Source organism: Maritimimonas sp. 2210JD6-3 (genome assembly GCF_056591795.1).
In genome coordinates this window covers 64,028-81,757 of sequence record NZ_JBWQOJ010000008.1, presented here as the reverse complement: position 1 = coordinate 81,757, position 17,730 = coordinate 64,028, and the positions used below count along the sequence as shown (strand labels likewise).

General features: G+C 33.1%; 18 protein-coding genes and 1 pseudogene. 7 read left to right on the top strand and 12 right to left on the bottom strand.

What is annotated here, in order from left to right; genetic code table 11:
* Positions 1 to 7: 7 nt before the first annotated feature.
* The 5 genes and pseudogenes from AC1EUY_RS05815 to prfB all read right to left on the bottom strand — a co-directional run.
* Positions 8 to 91, bottom strand: a pseudogene (locus AC1EUY_RS05815) (GIY-YIG nuclease family protein); the annotation flags it as partial.
* 191 nt (positions 92 to 282) lie between these two features.
* Complete coding sequence (locus AC1EUY_RS05810; protein ID WP_480194567.1) at positions 283 to 642, bottom strand: GIY-YIG nuclease family protein; 360 nt, start codon at positions 640 to 642, stop codon at positions 283 to 285.
* Positions 643 to 773: 131 nt separating this feature from the next.
* Positions 774 to 1,133 carry a GIY-YIG nuclease family protein gene (locus tag AC1EUY_RS05805; protein ID WP_480194566.1) on the bottom strand — a complete coding sequence of 120 codons (360 nt, stop codon included), beginning with the start codon at positions 1,131 to 1,133 and terminating at the stop codon, positions 774 to 776.
* A 147-nt stretch (positions 1,134 to 1,280) separates the two neighbouring features.
* The gene (locus AC1EUY_RS05800) at positions 1,281 to 1,898 is read right to left on the bottom strand and encodes an HAD family hydrolase (protein WP_480194565.1); all 618 of its coding nucleotides are present in this window, start codon (positions 1,896 to 1,898) and stop codon (positions 1,281 to 1,283) included.
* Between the two features lie 8 nt (positions 1,899 to 1,906).
* Positions 1,907 to 2,995 (bottom strand): peptide chain release factor 2, encoded by a 1,089-nt coding sequence (gene prfB, locus AC1EUY_RS05795; RefSeq protein ID WP_480194564.1) that lies wholly within the window; start codon positions 2,993 to 2,995, stop codon positions 1,907 to 1,909.
* A 105-nt stretch (positions 2,996 to 3,100) separates the two neighbouring features.
* Between prfB and AC1EUY_RS05790 the strand changes: the two genes are divergently transcribed.
* From AC1EUY_RS05790 to AC1EUY_RS05780, 3 genes are read left to right on the top strand one after another with little or no spacing between them, the layout of a single operon-like run.
* Positions 3,101 to 5,494 carry a zinc-dependent metalloprotease gene (locus AC1EUY_RS05790; RefSeq protein WP_480194563.1) on the top strand — a complete coding sequence of 798 codons (2,394 nt, stop codon included), beginning with the start codon at positions 3,101 to 3,103 and terminating at the stop codon, positions 5,492 to 5,494.
* A gap of 38 nt (positions 5,495 to 5,532) precedes the next feature.
* Positions 5,533 to 6,555: a threonine aldolase family protein gene (locus tag AC1EUY_RS05785; RefSeq protein ID WP_480194562.1), complete on the top strand. Its 1,023-nt coding sequence runs from the start codon at positions 5,533 to 5,535 to the stop codon at positions 6,553 to 6,555.
* A 1-nt stretch (position 6,556) separates the two neighbouring features.
* Complete coding sequence (locus AC1EUY_RS05780; RefSeq protein WP_480194561.1) at positions 6,557 to 7,009, top strand: N-acetyltransferase family protein; 453 nt, start codon at positions 6,557 to 6,559, stop codon at positions 7,007 to 7,009.
* Positions 7,010 to 7,013: 4 nt separating this feature from the next.
* Here AC1EUY_RS05780 and AC1EUY_RS05775 read toward each other — a convergent pair whose 3' ends face one another.
* A complete protein-coding gene (locus AC1EUY_RS05775) occupies positions 7,014 to 7,532 on the bottom strand; it encodes an alpha-ketoglutarate decarboxylase (RefSeq protein ID WP_480194560.1) in 519 nt (172 codons plus the stop codon).
* A 50-nt stretch (positions 7,533 to 7,582) separates the two neighbouring features.
* Here AC1EUY_RS05775 and AC1EUY_RS05770 point away from each other — a divergent pair, with 50 nt between their 5' ends.
* The 4 genes from AC1EUY_RS05770 to AC1EUY_RS05755 all read left to right on the top strand — a co-directional run bounded on the left by AC1EUY_RS05770 (position 7,583) and on the right by AC1EUY_RS05755 (position 10,700).
* Positions 7,583 to 8,929 carry a M28 family metallopeptidase gene (locus AC1EUY_RS05770; protein WP_480194559.1) on the top strand — a complete coding sequence of 449 codons (1,347 nt, stop codon included), beginning with the start codon at positions 7,583 to 7,585 and terminating at the stop codon, positions 8,927 to 8,929.
* Positions 8,930 to 9,116: 187 nt separating this feature from the next.
* On the top strand, positions 9,117 to 9,674 hold the full coding sequence (msrA, locus tag AC1EUY_RS05765; RefSeq protein WP_480194558.1) for a peptide-methionine (S)-S-oxide reductase MsrA: 558 nt from the start codon (positions 9,117 to 9,119) through the stop codon (positions 9,672 to 9,674).
* Between the two features lie 97 nt (positions 9,675 to 9,771).
* Complete coding sequence (folE, locus tag AC1EUY_RS05760; RefSeq protein ID WP_480194557.1) at positions 9,772 to 10,368, top strand: GTP cyclohydrolase I FolE; 597 nt, start codon at positions 9,772 to 9,774, stop codon at positions 10,366 to 10,368.
* A 56-nt stretch (positions 10,369 to 10,424) separates the two neighbouring features.
* Positions 10,425 to 10,700 carry a hypothetical protein gene (locus AC1EUY_RS05755; RefSeq protein WP_480194556.1) on the top strand — a complete coding sequence of 92 codons (276 nt, stop codon included), beginning with the start codon at positions 10,425 to 10,427 and terminating at the stop codon, positions 10,698 to 10,700.
* Positions 10,701 to 10,713: 13 nt separating this feature from the next.
* Here AC1EUY_RS05755 and AC1EUY_RS05750 read toward each other — a convergent pair whose 3' ends face one another.
* The 6 genes from AC1EUY_RS05750 to AC1EUY_RS05725 are packed head-to-tail and all read right to left on the bottom strand — an operon-like array spanning position 10,714 to position 17,641.
* On the bottom strand, positions 10,714 to 12,051 hold the full coding sequence (locus AC1EUY_RS05750; protein ID WP_480194555.1) for an MptA/MptB family glycosyltransferase: 1,338 nt from the start codon (positions 12,049 to 12,051) through the stop codon (positions 10,714 to 10,716).
* A 50-nt stretch (positions 12,052 to 12,101) separates the two neighbouring features.
* Positions 12,102 to 13,592, bottom strand: coding sequence for a cellulose synthase family protein (locus tag AC1EUY_RS05745; RefSeq protein ID WP_480194554.1), 1,491 nt, complete (start codon positions 13,590 to 13,592; stop codon positions 12,102 to 12,104).
* Positions 13,592 to 14,284, bottom strand: a complete 693-nt coding sequence (locus tag AC1EUY_RS05740; protein WP_480194553.1) for a glycosyltransferase family 2 protein — start codon at positions 14,282 to 14,284, stop codon at positions 13,592 to 13,594. The genes AC1EUY_RS05745 and AC1EUY_RS05740 overlap by 1 nt, the downstream gene beginning before the upstream one ends.
* Entirely contained in the window at positions 14,285 to 14,761 is a 477-nt protein-coding gene (locus AC1EUY_RS05735; RefSeq protein WP_480194552.1) for a toxin-antitoxin system YwqK family antitoxin, read from the bottom strand.
* Positions 14,751 to 16,343: a 4Fe-4S binding protein gene (locus AC1EUY_RS05730; protein ID WP_480194551.1), complete on the bottom strand. Its 1,593-nt coding sequence runs from the start codon at positions 16,341 to 16,343 to the stop codon at positions 14,751 to 14,753. The genes AC1EUY_RS05735 and AC1EUY_RS05730 overlap by 11 nt, the downstream gene beginning before the upstream one ends.
* Positions 16,343 to 17,641 (bottom strand): NAD(P)/FAD-dependent oxidoreductase, encoded by a 1,299-nt coding sequence (locus tag AC1EUY_RS05725; protein ID WP_480194550.1) that lies wholly within the window; start codon positions 17,639 to 17,641, stop codon positions 16,343 to 16,345. Before AC1EUY_RS05725 ends, AC1EUY_RS05730 begins: the two co-directional genes overlap by 1 nt.
* Positions 17,642 to 17,730: the final 89 nt, after the last annotated feature.

Genomic DNA, 17,730 nt, shown 5'->3' with positions numbered 1-17,730 from the left:
AAAGGCGTTTTTGGATATTGTTTGTTATACCTATGTAAAGAGTGGTTCTATTTTCGTTGGTTATGATATAAACAAAATACTTATGGAGCATTGTTAAATATAGAGATTTCTCACATTCGTTCGAAATGACAATCAGGTTATATTTAGTCATCTCGACAGAGAGAGGAACGAACGACGAGAGATCTGATTTGATTAATGAGATTTCTCACATTTGTTCGAAATGACTGTCCATTTAATCTGTCATTGCGAAATGAACTCGCTTCTGGTGGGTGATTAAGAAATCTAAATCACCTGACCGTTTAAAAATTCCCATTTTGGATTAAAAGAATTAATGAGCTTTTCTTTTTTCTCTCTTCTCCATTTCTTTATTTCTTTTTCTCTTAAGATGGCGGTGTTGATATCTTCAAATTCCTCATAGTAAAGTAAATAATAGCAATTATACTTTCCAGCAAATGATTTCTTTAAGTTTTTACTATCAAAATAATGCTGTGAAAGGCGTTTTTGGATATTGTTTGTTATACCTATGTAAAGAGTGGTTCTATTTTCGTTGGTTATGATATAAACAAAATACTTATGGAGCATTGTTAAATATAGAGATTTCTCACATTCGTTCGAAATGACAATCAGGTTATATTCAGTCATCTCGACAGAGAGAGGAACGAACGACGAGAGATCTAATTTGATTAATGAGATTTCTCACATTTGTTCGAAATGACTGTCCATTTAATCTATCATTGCGAAATGAACTCGCTTCTGGTGGGTGATTAAGAAATCTAAATCACCTGACCGTTTAAAAATTCCCATTTTGGATTAAAAGAATTAATGAGCTTTTCTTTTTTCTCTCTTCTCCGTTTCTTTATTTCTTTTTCTCTTAAGATGGCGGTGTTGATATCTTCAAATTCCTCATAGTAAAGTAAATAATAGCAATTATACTTTCCAGCAAATGATTTCTTTAAGTTTTTACTATCAAAATAATGCTGTGAAAGGCGTTTTTGGATATTGTTTGTTATACCTATGTAAAGAGTGGTTCTATTTTCGTTGGTTATGATATAAACAAAATACTTATGGAGCATTGTTAAATATAGAGATTTCTCACATTCGTTCGAAATGACAATCAGGTTATATTTAGTCATCTCGACAGAGAGAGGAACGAACGACGAGAGATCTGATTTGATTAATGAGATTTCTCACATTTGTTCGAAATGACTGTCCATTTAATCTATCATTGCGAAATGAACTCGCTTCTGGTGGGTGATTGAGAAGTCTCAATCGCTAGTGTATTAAAAAGTCACTCCTAGATGATTGAGCTCATTGGTTAACTGCCTACTGTTTTTAAACTGTATAGCATGAATCCCCAGCTCGCGGGCAGCTTCTACATTTTTTAGATTATCATCGATAAAAACACAATGTTCAGGAGTTAAGCGATAGCGATCTAAAATAATATCGTATATTTTTCGAAACGGTTTTCGAGTCATTTCAGATCCTGAAACTACAATACCTTTAAACCAATGTAGAAACTCATAGCGTTCTAGCGCGACAGGAAAGGTTTCTGCGCTCCAGTTGGTAAGCGCATACAAAGCATGGTTATCTGCCTCTTTGATTTTAGTTAACATCTCTACTCCTTCTGGTATAGGGCCTCCTAACATTTCATGCCAACGTTCATAATAAGTCCTGATCAAGGTTTCATGTTCAGGATACTGTTGAATGAGTATTTTATTACCGTCTTCTATAAGTCTGCCAGCATCATGTTCTTCGTTCCATTCATGTGTGCAAATAGTATTTAAAAACCAATCTACTTTGGCTTCATCACCATTAAATACTTGGCGATATACATATTTTGGGTTCCAGTCGATTAGGACACCACCGAGGTCGTATATGATGGTAGTTATTTTAGGCATACTTAATCTTATTTTTGTCCTTGACTCATCAGAAATGCTTTTAAAAATGCGTCTATATCGCCATCCATAACGGCATCTACATTACCCGTTTCTTCTGCTGTACGTACATCTTTCACTAGTTTGTAGGGGTGCATTACATAATTACGAATCTGACTTCCCCACTCATTTTTTAGTTTGTTGGCTTCGATATCTGCTCTCGCTTCTTGTCGTTTTTCCAACTCTATTTGATATAATTGAGATTTTAACATTTGTAGTGCAGTAGCCCTATTATCATGCTGTGAACGCGAATTAGAACATGAAATCTGTATGCCTGTTGGTTTATGAGTCAATTGTACTTTAGTTTCAACCTTATTTACATTTTGACCACCTGCGCCGCTAGATCGTGCCGTAGTGATTTCTATATCTGCAGGATTTATTTCTATTTCAATAGAATCATCTGCTACTGGATACACATAAACAGAAGCAAATGAGGTATGTCGTTTAGCATTACTATCAAAAGGAGAAATTCGTACTAAACGATGTACTCCATTTTCACTTTTTAACCAACCAAAAGCATAATCACCATCAAACTGCAGTGATACTGTTTTTATACCAGCTACATCTCCACCTTGGTAGTTTAATTCTTTAATCTTCATCCCGTGTTTTTCTCCCCACATCATATACATACGCATCAACATCGAAGCCCAATCACAACTTTCTGTTCCTCCAGCTCCAGCTGTAATTTGTAGTACTGCACTTAGGTCATCGCCTTCTTCAGAAAGCATATTTTTAAACTCAAGGTCTTCTAAAAATTCATTGGTTTTATGGTAGATTTTCATAATCTCCTCTTCAGTAGCTTCCCCTTCTTTATAAAAATCATAAAGAATTTGTAGCTCTTCACTGTCAGTTTTAACAGTATTATAATCTTCTACCCATTTCTTTTTAAATCGCAAAGATCTCATTAGTACTTCTGCTTTCTTGGGGTCATCCCAAAAGCTTGGATCTGCAGTTTTTTCCTCTTCGTTGCTAATTTCAATAAGCTTTTTGTCTATTTCTAAATAGCCTTTAAGCTTATCTACTCGCTCATCTATATCCTTTAGTTGTTCTTGTGTAATCATAAAAGACAAAAATAAGCTTTTAGAGTGCAATTAAAAATTTAAATCATTTTACTTTTGCAGATTTCTCATTACATTAGCGAGGCTAACTATCTAACACGCACTCAAATGAAAAAATATATTCTTTCGGTTGCTTTTTTACTTTTTGTAACCATTTCTTTCGCACAATTTTTTGAAAATGATACAAATGTAAAAAAGCATACAGGTTATTTCGATTTTTATTACGATTCTGCCAATGATAAAATATTTATCGTTGTTGATAATGTAGGTGAAGAATTTTTATACGTAAACGCCTTATCTGAAGGCTTAGGTTCTAACGATATAGGATTAGATAGAGGACAACTAGGTGGTGGTGCCGTAGTAAAATTTAAAAAGGCAGGAAACAAATTGTTACTCATTCAACCCAATCAAGATTACAGAGCTATTACCAATAATGAAGAAGAGAGAAAGTCGATAGAACAGGCTTTTGCAAAATCAGTGCTGTGGGGATTTAAAATAGATAAAGAAAGTAAAGGAAAATATCTTGTTGATGCCACTGATTTCTTAATGCGTGATGCACATGGTGTGGTTAACAAATTGAGTGCGCAAAAACAAGGGAATTATAAATTAGATAAATCTCGAAGTGCTTTTAATTTAGAACGTACCAAAGCATTTCCTAAAAATGTTGAGTTTGACGTTATGTTAACGTTTACGGGCAAGGCAACTGGATATAATATTAGAAGTGTTACACCAGATGCATCAGCAATTACTTCGCATCAACATCACTCTTTTGTTGAGTTACCAGATAATAATTACAAGCCACGTGTTTTCGATCCGCGCGCTGGTGGATATCCCATGACCTATATGGATTATGCCACACCTGTTAATGAGTCTATAAAAAAGCGCTTTGTATATCGTCATCACTTAGAAAAAAAAGATCCTACGGCTGCGGTTAGTGAAGCCAAAGAACCGATTATTTATTACTTAGATAGAGGAACGCCTGAACCTGTACGTTCAGCACTATTAGATGGAGCCAGATGGTGGAATCAAGCTTTTGAAGCTGCTGGTTATAAAGATGCATTTCAAGTTCGGCTATTACCTGAAGGGGCTGATCCATTAGATCTAAGATATAACATGATTCAATGGGTACATCGCTCGACTCGCGGGTGGAGTTACGGAAGCAGCATATCTGACCCTCGAACGGGCGAAATTATAAAGGGCCATGTAAGTTTGGGTTCACTGCGTATTCGGCAAGATTATATGATCGCTCAAGCATTAAAGGCACCTTATGTTAATGGTAGTGTAGATGATAAATTTGCTCTTGAAATGGCCATTGCACGTATTCGGCAACTCTCGGCACACGAAGTGGGGCATACCTTAGGGTTTGCACATAATTATGTAGCCAGTACGATTAATAGAAGTTCTGTGATGGATTATCCGCATCCGCAAATAAGATTAAAAGATGGTAACATAGATTTCTCTAATGCGTATGCTGTTGGAATTGGAGACTGGGATAAAGTTACGGTGGCTTATTTTTATCAGGATTTTATAGATAATGAAGAGGAGGGATTGCAAAAGATTTTAGATGATGCTTTTAATAATGGATTACGTTTTCTGTCTGATCAAGATGCAAGACCACAAGGAAGCGCAAGTATAACAGCACATCTTTGGGATAATGGTAATGATGTTATCGATGAGTTGGCGAATGTTCTAGCAATACGCAAAACAGCAATTGCTAATTTTTCAAAGGATAATATAAAATCAAAAGAACCGTATTCAGTGTTAGAAGATGTTTTTGTTCCTTTATACTTCTTTCATAGGTATCAAACAGAAGCCGTAGCTAAAATTGTTGGAGGCCTTGAATATAACTATGCTGTAAAAGACGGACCGCAATTAGTTGTAAAGCATGCTGACCCCGCTAAACAGCGAAAAGCCTTAAAAGCAATTTTAAAAACTATAGATGTAAATGAAATTGCAATCCCAAAATCTAAATTAGATTTATTTCCACCAAGAGCTATGGGATATGGTAGAAGTAGAGAATCATTTAAAAGTAAAAATGGAGTAGCGTTCGATCCTTTTGGAGCTGTTGAGACTACTTCTCAAATGACATTAGAATTAGTACTACATCCTGATCGCGTGTCTAGATTATTACAATATAAAAGTTTAGATAAAAGTCAATTGGGGTTGAATGAGGTTTTAGAAGATATTATAAATGCTTCATTTAAAAAATCTTATAAAGACCCGTATTTAAATGAATTACAAAATGTTGTAAATAATAGGGTGTTGAATCAATTAATGTATTTAGCTGGTGACCAAGATTCGTATCAACAAGTTAATGTGATTGTTTTGGAACAATTATATAAAATTTCATCATATTTAAAATCAAGTAAATCTGTTGGAAACCAAAAATTGTATGATAAAACAATCGCTAGGCAGATAGATGCTTTTCTAAAGAACCCCAAAACATTTAAAAGAACCAAAGCGCCGAAAATTCCTGATGGCTCTCCAATAGGTAACTATTAAGTATAAGTTTTTTAGTATTCTCTAACATCAAACACTTAATGAACATTAACCTTATTAGCGATACAGTAACAAAACCCACAAAAGGGATGTTAGATGCCATGTTATCTGCTGAAGTTGGAGATGATGTTTTTGGTGATGATCCATCAGTAAATGCTTTACAACAAAAGATTGCAGAATCATTTGGAGTAGAAGCTGCGTTGTATTTTCCTTCAGGCACCATGGCAAATCAAACTGCTATTATGTTGCACACAAAACCTGGAGATGAGATTATTTGTGATAAATGGGCGCATGTATATAATTATGAAAGCGGTGGTCCTGCTGCAAATGCTGGGGTAAGTTGCAATTTAATAGATGGAGAAAGAGGAATGTTTACGGCAGATCAGGTAAAAAAGCACGTAAAAAATAAAGACCACATTTATGAAGCATTCACCTCATTAGTCACCATAGAAAATACAACCAATAAAGGTGGCGGTGCGTGTTGGAATTTTGAAGAGTTACAAAGAATTCGAAAGGTGTGTAATACTCATGATCTAGCATATCACCTTGATGGTGCTAGACTTTTTAATGCTTTAATAGCAAAAAAAGAGACTCCAAAACAATATGGAGCATTGTTTGATACTATTTCTATTTGTTTGTCAAAAGGATTAGGATGTCCTGTAGGTTCAATTCTATTAGGTAATAAGACACATATCAACGAGGCCTTACGTATTCGCAAGCGATTAGGTGGCGGTATGCGGCAAGTAGGTTATTTAGCTGTTGCAGGTGTCTATGCACTCGATAATCATGTTAAAAGATTAGCTGAAGATCATAGCAAAGCAAAAGAAATTGCCAACGTGTTAACTGCTCAGTCATATATTAAGAAAGTTGAACCTGTTGAAACCAATATTATCATTTTTACGATTCAAGATACTATTGATGAGCAAAAATTTATTCAAAAGTTAAAAGATAGAAATATTCTCATTGTAGGTATGGGGCAAGGAAAATTACGAATTACAACACATCTTGACTTTACAGATGAAATGCTGGAAAAATTGATTAGAGAATTAAAAGCCTTGTATTAATATGACATTAAGAAAAGCGACAAGAGATGATGTACCTTACATTGTTGCGATGATAGCTAATGATGAATTGGGAAAACTTAGAGAAGCTTATAGAGATCCATTACCCAAAGTATATTATGAAGCATTTGAAAACATTATTGATGATAAAAATCAAGAATTAATTGTTGTTGAAAATGAAGATAATAAAGTAATTGGAACATTACAGTTGAGTTTTTTACAATATTTAACATATCAAGGTGGTGTCAGAGCTCAAATTGAAGGAGTTCGCATACGCAATGATCAACGTGGAAAAGGTTTGGGTGAAGATTTATTTAAATGGGCAATCAAAAGAGCTAAAGAAAGAGGTGCACATTTAGTGCAATTAACTACCGATAAGAAAAGAACAGATGCTTTACGATTTTATGAAAATCTTGGTTTCAAAGCATCTCACGAAGGAATGAAACTGCATTTTTAGTACTTTAAAAATATACACGAATGATAGGTGACCATGGCGAAGCAAAAATACTATCTTGTTCGTTGTACAATACATCATACCTAACCCCAAAAGCAGCCCAACCCGTTCTGTAGGCAAGCCCAAAATATAAAGCTGGTATTTCTCTTTTATCTCGCAAATCTCCTAATTTTTGATTCACAAATAAGTACTCAAATTCTGATGACAATTGAATTTGTTCTGCTGGGTTATATAAAGCTATTAATCCTGGGCTTATCACATTCGATCTAAAATCTCCTACCTTAGAATACAAGTATCCTATCCCAGTACCTAGAGCAAAGCCATTTTGAAAATCATAAATGGCACTTGGTGATATATTAATTACAGTTGAATTATTTCCAAAACCAAACCCAAGTCCACCTCCAAAACGAACATGATCCCAAAATTTTGGTGAATCATCATTTACTTGTATAGTTTGAATAGCTGGATCTTGTGAAAAGGCGATTAGTGAACTTAAAAAAAATGTTAGTATAAATAGTTTCCTCATTGATTAAATAATTCTGAATGTCGTAAATTTACAAATAAACTCGAATTACAATGAAAAAAATAGTATTCTTAATAGCAGCTTTAACAACATTTTCAGTTTTATCTCAAAGTGAGATTTCAAAAACGCTTGCAGAAATAGCCATAGCGCCATCTGCAGAGCGTATCGAAAAAGATATACGTAAATTGGTAAATTTTGGCACGCGACATACCTTGTCTGATACGGTCTCTAAAACAAGAGGGATAGGTGCAGCTCGCCGTTGGATTAAATCTGAATTTGATCTGATTTCAAAAAGATGTAATAATTGCTTAGAAGTTAGTTTTCAACGGAACTTAGTACCAAAAAATGAACGTCGCATTGTAAAAGATGTTGAGGTAGTAAATGTATTAGCGATACAAAGGGGTTCTAAATATCCAAATAGATATGTCATCATGTCTGGCGATATCGATTCTCGAGTTTCTGATCCCAATAATTATACTTCAGATTCACCAGGTGCGAATGATAATGCATCGGGTATGGCGGGTACTATAGAAGCTGCTAGAGTTTTAAGTAAGTATAAATTTCCTGTTTCTATCATTTATGCAGGGCTTTCTGGTGAAGAACAAGGATTATATGGTGGACAACATATGGCAAAAGTGGCCAAAGAAAAAGGTTGGGATATTGTGGGCGTACTAAACAATGATATGATAGGTAATATTAAAGGAATTGACGGTGTGATTGATAATAGTACATTTAGAGTATTTTCTGAAGCTATTTCTATGGTCGCTACAGATAACGAAAAGAGAGCCATGCGTTTTTATGGTGGTGAAATTGATGGACCTTCACGACAATTAGCGCGTTATATTGATAAATTAACGGATGCGTATATGACCAATTTAGATGCCATCATGATCTATCGTTTAGATCGTTTTGGTAGAGGAGGGCATCATCGACCATTTAATGATGAAGGTTTTACGGGAGTACGTATTATGGAAACACACGAAAATTATAACGAGCAGCATCAAGATGTACGAACAGAAAATGGTATTAAATACGGTGATGTAATTGAATCTGTAAATTTTGAGTATGCTGCTAAATTAACAGCTGTTAATGCATTGACTTTGGCATCTTTGGCCGCTTCACCACCAGAACCAAAAAATGTAAAAATAGGTGGTATCGTGCAACCATCTACACGATTGCAATGGGATACTGTAGATGATACTACTATACTCGGTTATAAAATTTATTGGCGTGATACTACTTCGCCGCAATGGCAGTATAGCCGATTTGTAGGTAAAGTAACAGATTACACGTTAAAAGATATTGTAATCGATAATTATCTTTTCGGAGTAGCCTCTGTAGGTAAGAATGGAGCAGAGAGTTTAGTACAGTTTCCACGTAAACTTATTCGAAGCAATTAACTACATGTTAAAAGCTCTTAAACTAATGTTAAATTTTTCTTTTCGATGTAATTAAAAAGTAATTTAGACGTCTATATTGTGAAAGCAAATTTAGGTGATCAAAAAAAGTATATTTTTCATTTTTATTTTAGGTTTATCATCATGTAATTTATCCGCTAAAGAGGTGACTAAGAATTCTAAAATAGTAATGAGTACAGAGATGCAAAAAGATTTACAGTTAGCAACTTTCGGTAACGGATGTTTTTGGTGTACCGAAGCTATATTTGAACAATTAGAAGGCGTATATAAGGTTGAGTCTGGATATGCTGGAGGTACAGTAAAAAATCCTACTTATAAAGAGGTTTGTACGGGTACGACTGGACATGCTGAGGTAATTAGATTAAGTTATGACCCGAAGATAATTTCATTTAGAGAATTGTTAGATGTGTTTTTTAATACACATGACCCAACAACATTAAATAGACAAGGTGCAGATGTAGGCACGCAATACAGGTCGGCTATTTTCTATCATAATCATGAGCAAAAAGCTGAAGCAGAGAAGATGATAGCCGATTTAGAAAAAGAAAAAGTTTTTGATGATAAAATTGTAACAGAAATTACTGAAATTAACAATTATACTGTTGCAGAAAATTATCACCAGAATTATTACAATAACAATAAAAATCAAGGATATTGTAGAGCAGTAATAAATCCTAAATTAGAAAAGTTTATAAAAAAATATAAAAATAAACTCAAAAAGAGTTAGAAAATTTGGTTGATTTTTGGTTTTGGAGATTTGTTGAAATTTGTTTTTCGGCAAATCTCCTTTTTTATGCCTATTTTCGTAATAAACAATAGTACATATGCCTTACAGAAAGTTTGAAGAATATAATATTGATGTTACAGATGATATTAAAGCAAAATATCGATCTATTATAGAGAATATTGGTGAAGATGTATCACGCGATGGGTTATTAAAAACTCCTGAAAGAGCTTCAAAAGCAATGCAATATCTTACTTCTGGTTATGAGATGGATGCTGAAAAGGTTTTGAAATCAGCTTTATTTGATGAAGATTATTCAGAAATGGTAATCATAAAAGACATAGAATTGTATTCTTTATGTGAACACCATATGCTACCTTTTTTTGGAAAAGCGCATATAGCATACATACCTAATGGAAAAATTGTGGGATTAAGTAAAATACCTAGAGTTGTTGATATTTTTGCCAGAAGATTACAAGTACAAGAGCGTCTTACAGATCAGGTTTTGAATTGTATTAACAATGTGTTAGAACCCCAAGGAGTGGCCGTAGTTATTGAAGCAAGTCATATGTGTATGATGATGCGAGGTGTACAAAAGCAAAATTCTGTGACTACAACATCTGGTTTTAGAGGTGCATTTAAGAGTATGGAAACCCGTACAGAATTTTTAAAATTAATTAGTTCTGATTTATCATAAAAGTTGGCACTTTTTTTGCTTAATAATAGATGTAAATATTAATCAAAAAACAAAACATGATAGAAAATAAATATAAAAAACTAGCAAAGAGTTTAGTATTTGACGCCATTGGTTATGCTTCATTTGTTGTTCCGGTATTCGATATTGCTTGGGCTCCAATGTCAGCCTACCTAATGACTAAAATGTACCCAGGGAGAAAAGGTAAAATTGCAGCAGCAATTTCCTTTTTTGAAGAGGCAATGCCATTTTTAGATGTAGTTCCAACATTTACATTAATGTGGTTATATACCTACGTTTTTGAAACAAAAGAACAAACAATAGTAGAGGTGTAAATGCAATAATTAGTTATCTACTATAAAATTTTGGTATTATAAGTTTTGTGTTTTTACTAATATCCCAAAGAAGAACAGCATAGACTATACTATATTCTAGTCCAATTATCCATAGATTTTCAGTGTTATTATTATTAGCATAGGCTAAGTAGCTTATTATGACAATAAAACTCCAAATCAAAGGAAATTTATAGTTGGTAAAAATAGTTAAAATTACAAGCGTTGCGATATACCAAGGATGTACGGTGGTTGACATGAAATAATAAAAACTTATGACTAGAAGCATTGCGGTAATTAGTTCGGTAATACTTTTGTTTTTTCTTAGAAAGCTGACCAACAATACAAAAGAAATAACCACTAAGGGTATTCTTTTTCCAATAATAGCTATTTCATTATAACCTCTGAAAGTGTAACCAATTTCGCGAGCGATATAATAAATACTAGCGTTAAATTCAAAATTTCTAAACCACAAACCAACTGAGTCAGCGTACTTGATTATAAATTCTTGATTATAAAATGGAAGGAATAGTAAAATAATTGTGATTGGTGTGAAAGAATAAAAGAATGCTAATTTTTTAAACCCTACCCAATAGGAGTTTCCCATTTTGATGAACCATTGATAAAATAATGGCAGAAAGATTAAAGGGATAAGCTTAACAGAAACAGAGAATGCAAGTGCCACAGATGCACTTATCCATTTATTATTTTGAAGTAAGTAAAGAGTTAGTACAAGAAAAAAGATCATTACTGGTTCAAAATGGAGATTTCCTGTTAACTCAATAATAATAAAAGGATTTAACAAGTACCAAAAGATACGGTGAGGATTAAGTTGAAGTTTTTCTAATATTTTCTTTCCAAAATATAAGATACCTAGGTCTGCTAAGATAATTAAAACTCGCATTATTACTACTGAACCTAAAATACTTTTGTTTGAAAGTAAAGCTGCAATGTAAAAGCATAACTGATTAATAGGAGGGTAGTTGGTATAATGACTCCCATTAAGAGCTCCCATACCATTATAGAGTTCTTGAGCTTGCTGAACTGGATAATTTTTTAGTTGTATAAAAGTTTCGGGAAGAGACACATAGGGGTTAAGACCTTCAAGAATCAACCTTCCATCCCAGATAAATCTATAGAAATCTTGTGATAAATTAGGGGTCGAAAAAAGAAATAGTAATCGTAAAAAAAATGAAGCAAAGATTAAAAATTTAAAATCATACTTCTTATAAAATGTTAAGAGATAAAATAAGAAAAATAAAGCAGTGTAAATTAAAACTAGTGAGGTATAATCACTTCTTACTAAGTGATATGCAAAATAATAGTACCCAAAAGCACTAAATACGATAAACAAAATGGGAATTTTATACTGATCTATATTTATACGTATTCCCACTTTAATGTTTAAGCTTTTGAGAAGATAGATTTATAGAACATATAACCAAAACCAATGAATAGCATTAAATGAAACGGAAATAGTCCAAAATCACCACCTTGATCACCAACCACAAAAGCACTATACATCCCAAAGGCAAAATACAGTGCTAATAGCCCTTCAATAATTGTATTAATAGATATTTTTTTATTAATGTATTTATTATTTTCCCAACTGTCTTTTAGGGAATTAATATTAAATTTTGGTGTTCTTATAAATTCACTTTTCTTACCTAAATGACCTTCTATAACTGCTATAGTATTATGCAATGAAAATCCCATTGCTATAGAAAAAAATACAAAAAAATCTCGTATATATTTTAAAAATGTGGTGAATTTACCATTATATATTTTTTTATACATAAACCAATAACATATAAAAAATATGAATGTACTAATTACAAAAAAACTCATTAAAAAAAAGTACATCTTTAAATGTGCGTATTCATTCTTAATATACAAAACCGGAATACTTAAAATAGCTACTATTAATATACATGTAAACATAGAGCTATTCAATAAATGTAATATACCGTGAATTTTTGTTTTTACTGAGATAGTATCATTTACAATAATTCTTTTTAACATTTTCTGAAAATTCTCGGCTCCTCCTTTGTTCCATCTAAATTGCTGAGATCTTGCTGCACTTATAATTACAGGTAATTCAGCAGGTGTTTCTACATTTTCTAGATATTTAAACTTCCAGTTTTTCAATTGTGCTCTATAGCTAAGATCTAAATCTTCTGTAAGTGTATCTCCTTCCCAATTACCAGCATCTATAATACATTGTTTACGCCATATACCCGCGGTACCATTAAAATTTATAAAGTGTCCTTGGCTATTTCTTCCTACTTGTTCTAATGTAAAATGAGCATCGAGCGCAAAAGCTTGTACTTTAGTAAGTGTTGAATAATCTCTATTGATGTGCCCCCATCGTGTTTGTACTACACCAATTTCAGGGTCTTTAAAATAGGGAACAGTTTTTTCTAGCCAGCAGCTCTTTGGTAAAAAATCTGCATCGAAAATGGCTACAAAATTACCTTTTGCTGTTTTTAAGCCTTCCTTTAATGCCCCAGCTTTAAAGCCTTCACGGTTATTTCTTCGTATATGTTGAATGTCGAGTCCAGTATTTTGTAATTCTTTAATTTGATTCGCTGTCGCGATAACAGATTCATCGGTTGAATCATCTAGTACTTGAATTTCAAGTCTTTCTCTCGGATACTTTATTTTCGAAATGTTACTTAGAAGTCGCTCTGTGACATACATTTCATTATAAATAGGAAGTTGTATAGTTACATAGGGAACTTCATCAGGATTTGTAAGATCAAATTTTGAGCTTGTGTCTTTAATTTTTTTAGATGCTAAATAGTTAAATAGCAAGTTTAATTGCGCTATAGCATATATAAAAATCAAGATAAGTGCTAGCGCATAGACTACAATTACTATAAATTCTAAAATCATTATTTAAAACTGTATTTGAATATCCAACTTAAAATTTTAATACCTGCCATTATACTTCCTTTTAGTGTACCTGATACTTTTGAAACTCCAATACGATTTCTATATTTAACAGGTACTTCAGTATAAGATAATTTTTGTTTTAGTACTTTTAATTGCATTTCTATGGTCCATCCATATGTTTTATCCTCCATGACAAGGTCAAGTAATCTTTCATACTTAATGGCTCTGAACGGGCCAAGATCTGTGAATTTAGCTCCAAAAAACAGCTTCATCAAAATGGTAGCTAACCAATTACCAAAGATTTGTTGCGGCGTCATCGATCCTGGTTCACGTAGTCGTTTAACACGGGATCCAATTACAAAATCAATATTATTATTTTGTATAGGAGCTATAATTTCGGTGAGCTGTTCAGGATAATCAGAATAATCTCCATCTAAAAAGACTACTATAGAAGGCTTATCTTTTTGCATAGCTATGTACTCCATACCTTTAAGACATGCATACCCATATCCTTTTCTTGTTTCTTCTAAAACTTTAGCTCCAGCGTTTTTAGCATTTTTTACAGTATTATCGGTTGAATTATTACTAATTACAATCACTTCGTCAACAAAATTCGGAATATCTTTAATTACACTTGCAATAGAATCTTCTTCATTATATGCTGGGATAATTACTTTTATAATCTCTTTCATCTATCGCAAATCAGAAAGTTTATTGTCTTTTTTGAAGGACTTTAAATCTGTCCACTCTTGTAATTTTTTACCATTTAAATATTTTGCTGCTTTTACCACTTTGTCGTTATCGTATATTAGGCAATAGCCTGTTTTTATATTATTTTTGAATTGGCATTTATAATCTATTTTACCGTTAGAAGTATAAAAAATCCACCATTTATTTTTTTGTCCATTAGTATAATGTCCCTCTTTTTTTAATTTACCATTAGGGTAATAGAAGTGCCAATATTTAGTTGGTAAACCTAATGCCATATGACCTTCACGTTCTTTTTCTCCATTTTCGTAATAGAATTTCCAATAGGCATTTTTTATATTATTAGACAGCCAACCTTCTTCTTTTAAAATGCCATTCTTAAAATATTCTTTCTGATATTTTTTTTGGGCACATAAAGAAGTTGCGGTAATAAAAAATAGTATGGCTATTTTATTTCTCATTAATTAATTTCATTAGATCAACATCATTTCCCAACAAAACGTCAGTAGGATTTATACGTCTGTTTTGTGAACCATTTTCTAATTTTAATACCCCTCTAGGGCATACTGCAGAACAAATACCACACCCAACACAGCTAGCACGTACTATATTTTCACCTTTTTGAGCATAGGATCGAACGTCGATACCCATTTCACAATACGTAGAACAATTACCACAGGAAATGCATTGCCCGCCATTGGTAGTAATTCTGAATTTTGAAAATAAACGTTGCTGAATACCTAAAATACCAGCCATCGGGCACCCCATTCGACACCATACACGATTTCCAAAAATAGGATAAAACCCAGTTCCAATAACTCCAGAGAATACAGCTCCAATTAAGAAGCCATAAAGTGATTTTATTTGCCCCTGGTCGAATAAAAATATTTTTTCATTAGCTGAACCCGAAAAATAATGAATAGCAATTAGCGAGAGTACAATGACCAAGTATCCTATGGCTCCATAGCGTGCGTCTTTGGCCAGTTCTTCTTTTTTAAAGTACCATATTACTGCAAATAAGACTCCTAGGAAGACAGCTACACCAATTAAAAATAAATCTTTAGTTAGCCAATATTTAGTGGAATCATATCCTAAATAGGTACTTATTACAGCTGTAGTCATTATTATAGAAAATACTAGCACTGAGTGTATTACCCAACGTTCAACCTTCCAAGCAACCATACGCTTATCACTTAACTGTCTAAAAGAATCGCCTGCAGTTTCTGCTAAACCTCCGCAGCCACATACCCAAGAACAATACCAACGCTTTCCGAATTTATAAGTAAGGATAGGGGAGATAACGAATACAGATAATACAGCAAAAATTAAAAGTACCAGACCAATATTTCCGGCATTTATAAATTGATCTACTCTCCATCCTTCAAAGGCGTAATAGTTTAATGGCCACATATTCTTTAGATCGTTATAGGGTAGAGAAAAAGTATCGCTGTTTAACCGTGCCATTAATTCAGGAATTAAAAACGCAAATGCTGTCTGAAAAAACATGACGCTTACAGTTCGTAATTGTTCATATTTATTATGGCGATATTTCCATATAAACTTTATACCAAAGGCTAATATGGCAACGGTGTACAAAGTACCATATACGAACCATTGACTGGCTGGATTACCACTTAACGCATAACTTAACGGATCAAATAAGGCTACAATACCAGTATTTTTTTCTGCATTAAGACCTAGTAATTCAGCATAGAAATAAAGTATAATATAAAAACCTGTTAGAGCTACTGCTGCCACCCAACCCCAGAAGCCACGACTCGAAATACTTTTAAACCATACACCATGGTTTTTTATACCTTCTAGCTTATTAGCATATAATCCTTTAGAAAATAATAAAATACCAATAATAATTGACAATAAAGAACTTGTAAGCCATATCGCTTTGTTAGTAAAATCATTAAAAAGGGAGAATATTATTATTGCCAGTCCTGCTAAACCGACAATAGTTCCTATTTTTTGAAGAGGGTTTAAGTAATTTGAGGCGTCTCCTGTAAGAGACATATTTCTCTGAATAGTACTCATTATGCTGTAGTTAAATTAGTTTTAAATGAAGTGATTATTTCCTTTTCATAAGAAGAGAAAAATTCAGGATCAAAATTTGCATCTTTTAAATTTAAGATAACATGATCTACATCTCTTTTTTCAGTTAACCAACGATCAAAAACTTCATGTCTCATTCTTATACCAAAGGTGTTAATACCTAAAAATAAATTGGTATTAATATCATAACATATGGTAATACATTTAGTATCATCAGTATGTCTCCAGTGAAAATGAGCTTCATTTTTTCGAGGTTTTGAAAATACCCAACCATACGTTTGATATTCAATATCAAAAAACTTAGCCGAGTTAAACCAATGCCCTGGTTTGTATTCTGTTCTATTGCCACAAATACTTTGTGCGACAGTTTCTCCCATCATACGCCCAGTGTACCAAACAGCTTCTATAGGTCTTCTTTGCCCAATAGCTTCATGTTGCTCAGCACAATCTCCAATAGCATATATATCTTTATTATTGGTTTCTAAAAAACGATTTACTTTTACCCCTCTGCCTGTTTCAATACTTGAATCTTTTAAAAAGGCTATATTAGGAGAGACACCTGCTGTCAAACCAACCATGTCGCAAGCAATTTCTTCACCTGTTTCTGCTACTATAACAGCTTTTGCTTTACCGTTTTCATCGGCAATAATCTCTTTAAGATTTACGCCTAAGCGTAAATCTATATGATGGTTTTTTATATGTCGATTAATCATAGCACTTTCTCCTTCGGGCAACACACCATCCCAGAAGCTATCTTCTCTCACTAAAAAGGTAACAGGTATATCGCGAGTAGCAAGCATTTCTGCTAATTCAATACCTATTAAGCCTCCACCTACTATTACCGCACGCTTACATACTTTATTATTAGGTGCATATTTTTCAAGATTTTCTAAATCTTGCTTATGGTACATCCCCATAACACCGTCTAAATCTTGTCCAGGCCAGCCAAATTTATTGGGTTTAGAACCTGTGGCGATAATTAACTTGTCATAAGAAATTTTTTCACCACCACTTAACTTTAATTCCTTATCAGTATCTAGTATTTTGGTTACTAATGCTTTCTTTAGTTCGATTCTGTTTTTCTTCCAAAACCATTTTTCGTAAGGTTGTGTATGTTCGAACTTCATATGTCCCATATATATATACATGAGTGCAGTTCTAGAGAAAAAATAATCTGTTTCAGAAGAAATAATGGTGATTTTTTTATCAGAAAGTTTTCGAATATGCCTAGCTGCCGTAACTCCCGAAATACCATTTCCTATAATTACAATATGATCCATGTTTGACGATTACTTAGTATTATGTCGAATAAATTTAATAGAACTTAATTGAAGTTTCAAATTTAGAATGATTATAAATAATTTTTTTT

Bases quoted from the DNA above. Each gene is read 5' to 3' on its own strand.
- AC1EUY_RS05810 (WP_480194567.1), bottom strand. From the start codon at position 642: ATGACTGAATATAACCTGATTGTCATTTCGAACGAATGTGAGAAATCT.
- AC1EUY_RS05805 (WP_480194566.1), bottom strand. From the start codon at position 1,133: ATGACTAAATATAACCTGATTGTCATTTCGAACGAATGTGAGAAATCT.
- AC1EUY_RS05800 (WP_480194565.1), bottom strand. From the start codon at position 1,898: ATGCCTAAAATAACTACCATCATATACGACCTCGGTGGTGTCCTAATC.
- prfB (WP_480194564.1), bottom strand. From the start codon at position 2,995: ATGATTACACAAGAACAACTAAAGGATATAGATGAGCGAGTAGATAAG.
- AC1EUY_RS05790 (WP_480194563.1), top strand. From the start codon at position 3,101: ATGAAAAAATATATTCTTTCGGTTGCTTTTTTACTTTTTGTAACCATT.
- AC1EUY_RS05785 (WP_480194562.1), top strand. From the start codon at position 5,533: ATGAACATTAACCTTATTAGCGATACAGTAACAAAACCCACAAAAGGG.
- AC1EUY_RS05780 (WP_480194561.1), top strand. From the start codon at position 6,557: ATGACATTAAGAAAAGCGACAAGAGATGATGTACCTTACATTGTTGCG.
- AC1EUY_RS05775 (WP_480194560.1), bottom strand. From the start codon at position 7,532: ATGAGGAAACTATTTATACTAACATTTTTTTTAAGTTCACTAATCGCC.
- AC1EUY_RS05770 (WP_480194559.1), top strand. From the start codon at position 7,583: ATGAAAAAAATAGTATTCTTAATAGCAGCTTTAACAACATTTTCAGTT.
- msrA (WP_480194558.1), top strand. From the start codon at position 9,117: ATGAGTACAGAGATGCAAAAAGATTTACAGTTAGCAACTTTCGGTAAC.
- folE (WP_480194557.1), top strand. From the start codon at position 9,772: ATGCCTTACAGAAAGTTTGAAGAATATAATATTGATGTTACAGATGAT.
- AC1EUY_RS05755 (WP_480194556.1), top strand. From the start codon at position 10,425: ATGATAGAAAATAAATATAAAAAACTAGCAAAGAGTTTAGTATTTGAC.
- AC1EUY_RS05745 (WP_480194554.1), bottom strand. From the start codon at position 13,592: ATGATTTTAGAATTTATAGTAATTGTAGTCTATGCGCTAGCACTTATC.
- AC1EUY_RS05740 (WP_480194553.1), bottom strand. From the start codon at position 14,284: ATGAAAGAGATTATAAAAGTAATTATCCCAGCATATAATGAAGAAGAT.
- AC1EUY_RS05735 (WP_480194552.1), bottom strand. From the start codon at position 14,761: ATGAGAAATAAAATAGCCATACTATTTTTTATTACCGCAACTTCTTTA.
- AC1EUY_RS05730 (WP_480194551.1), bottom strand. From the start codon at position 16,343: ATGAGTACTATTCAGAGAAATATGTCTCTTACAGGAGACGCCTCAAAT.
- AC1EUY_RS05725 (WP_480194550.1), bottom strand. From the start codon at position 17,641: ATGGATCATATTGTAATTATAGGAAATGGTATTTCGGGAGTTACGGCA.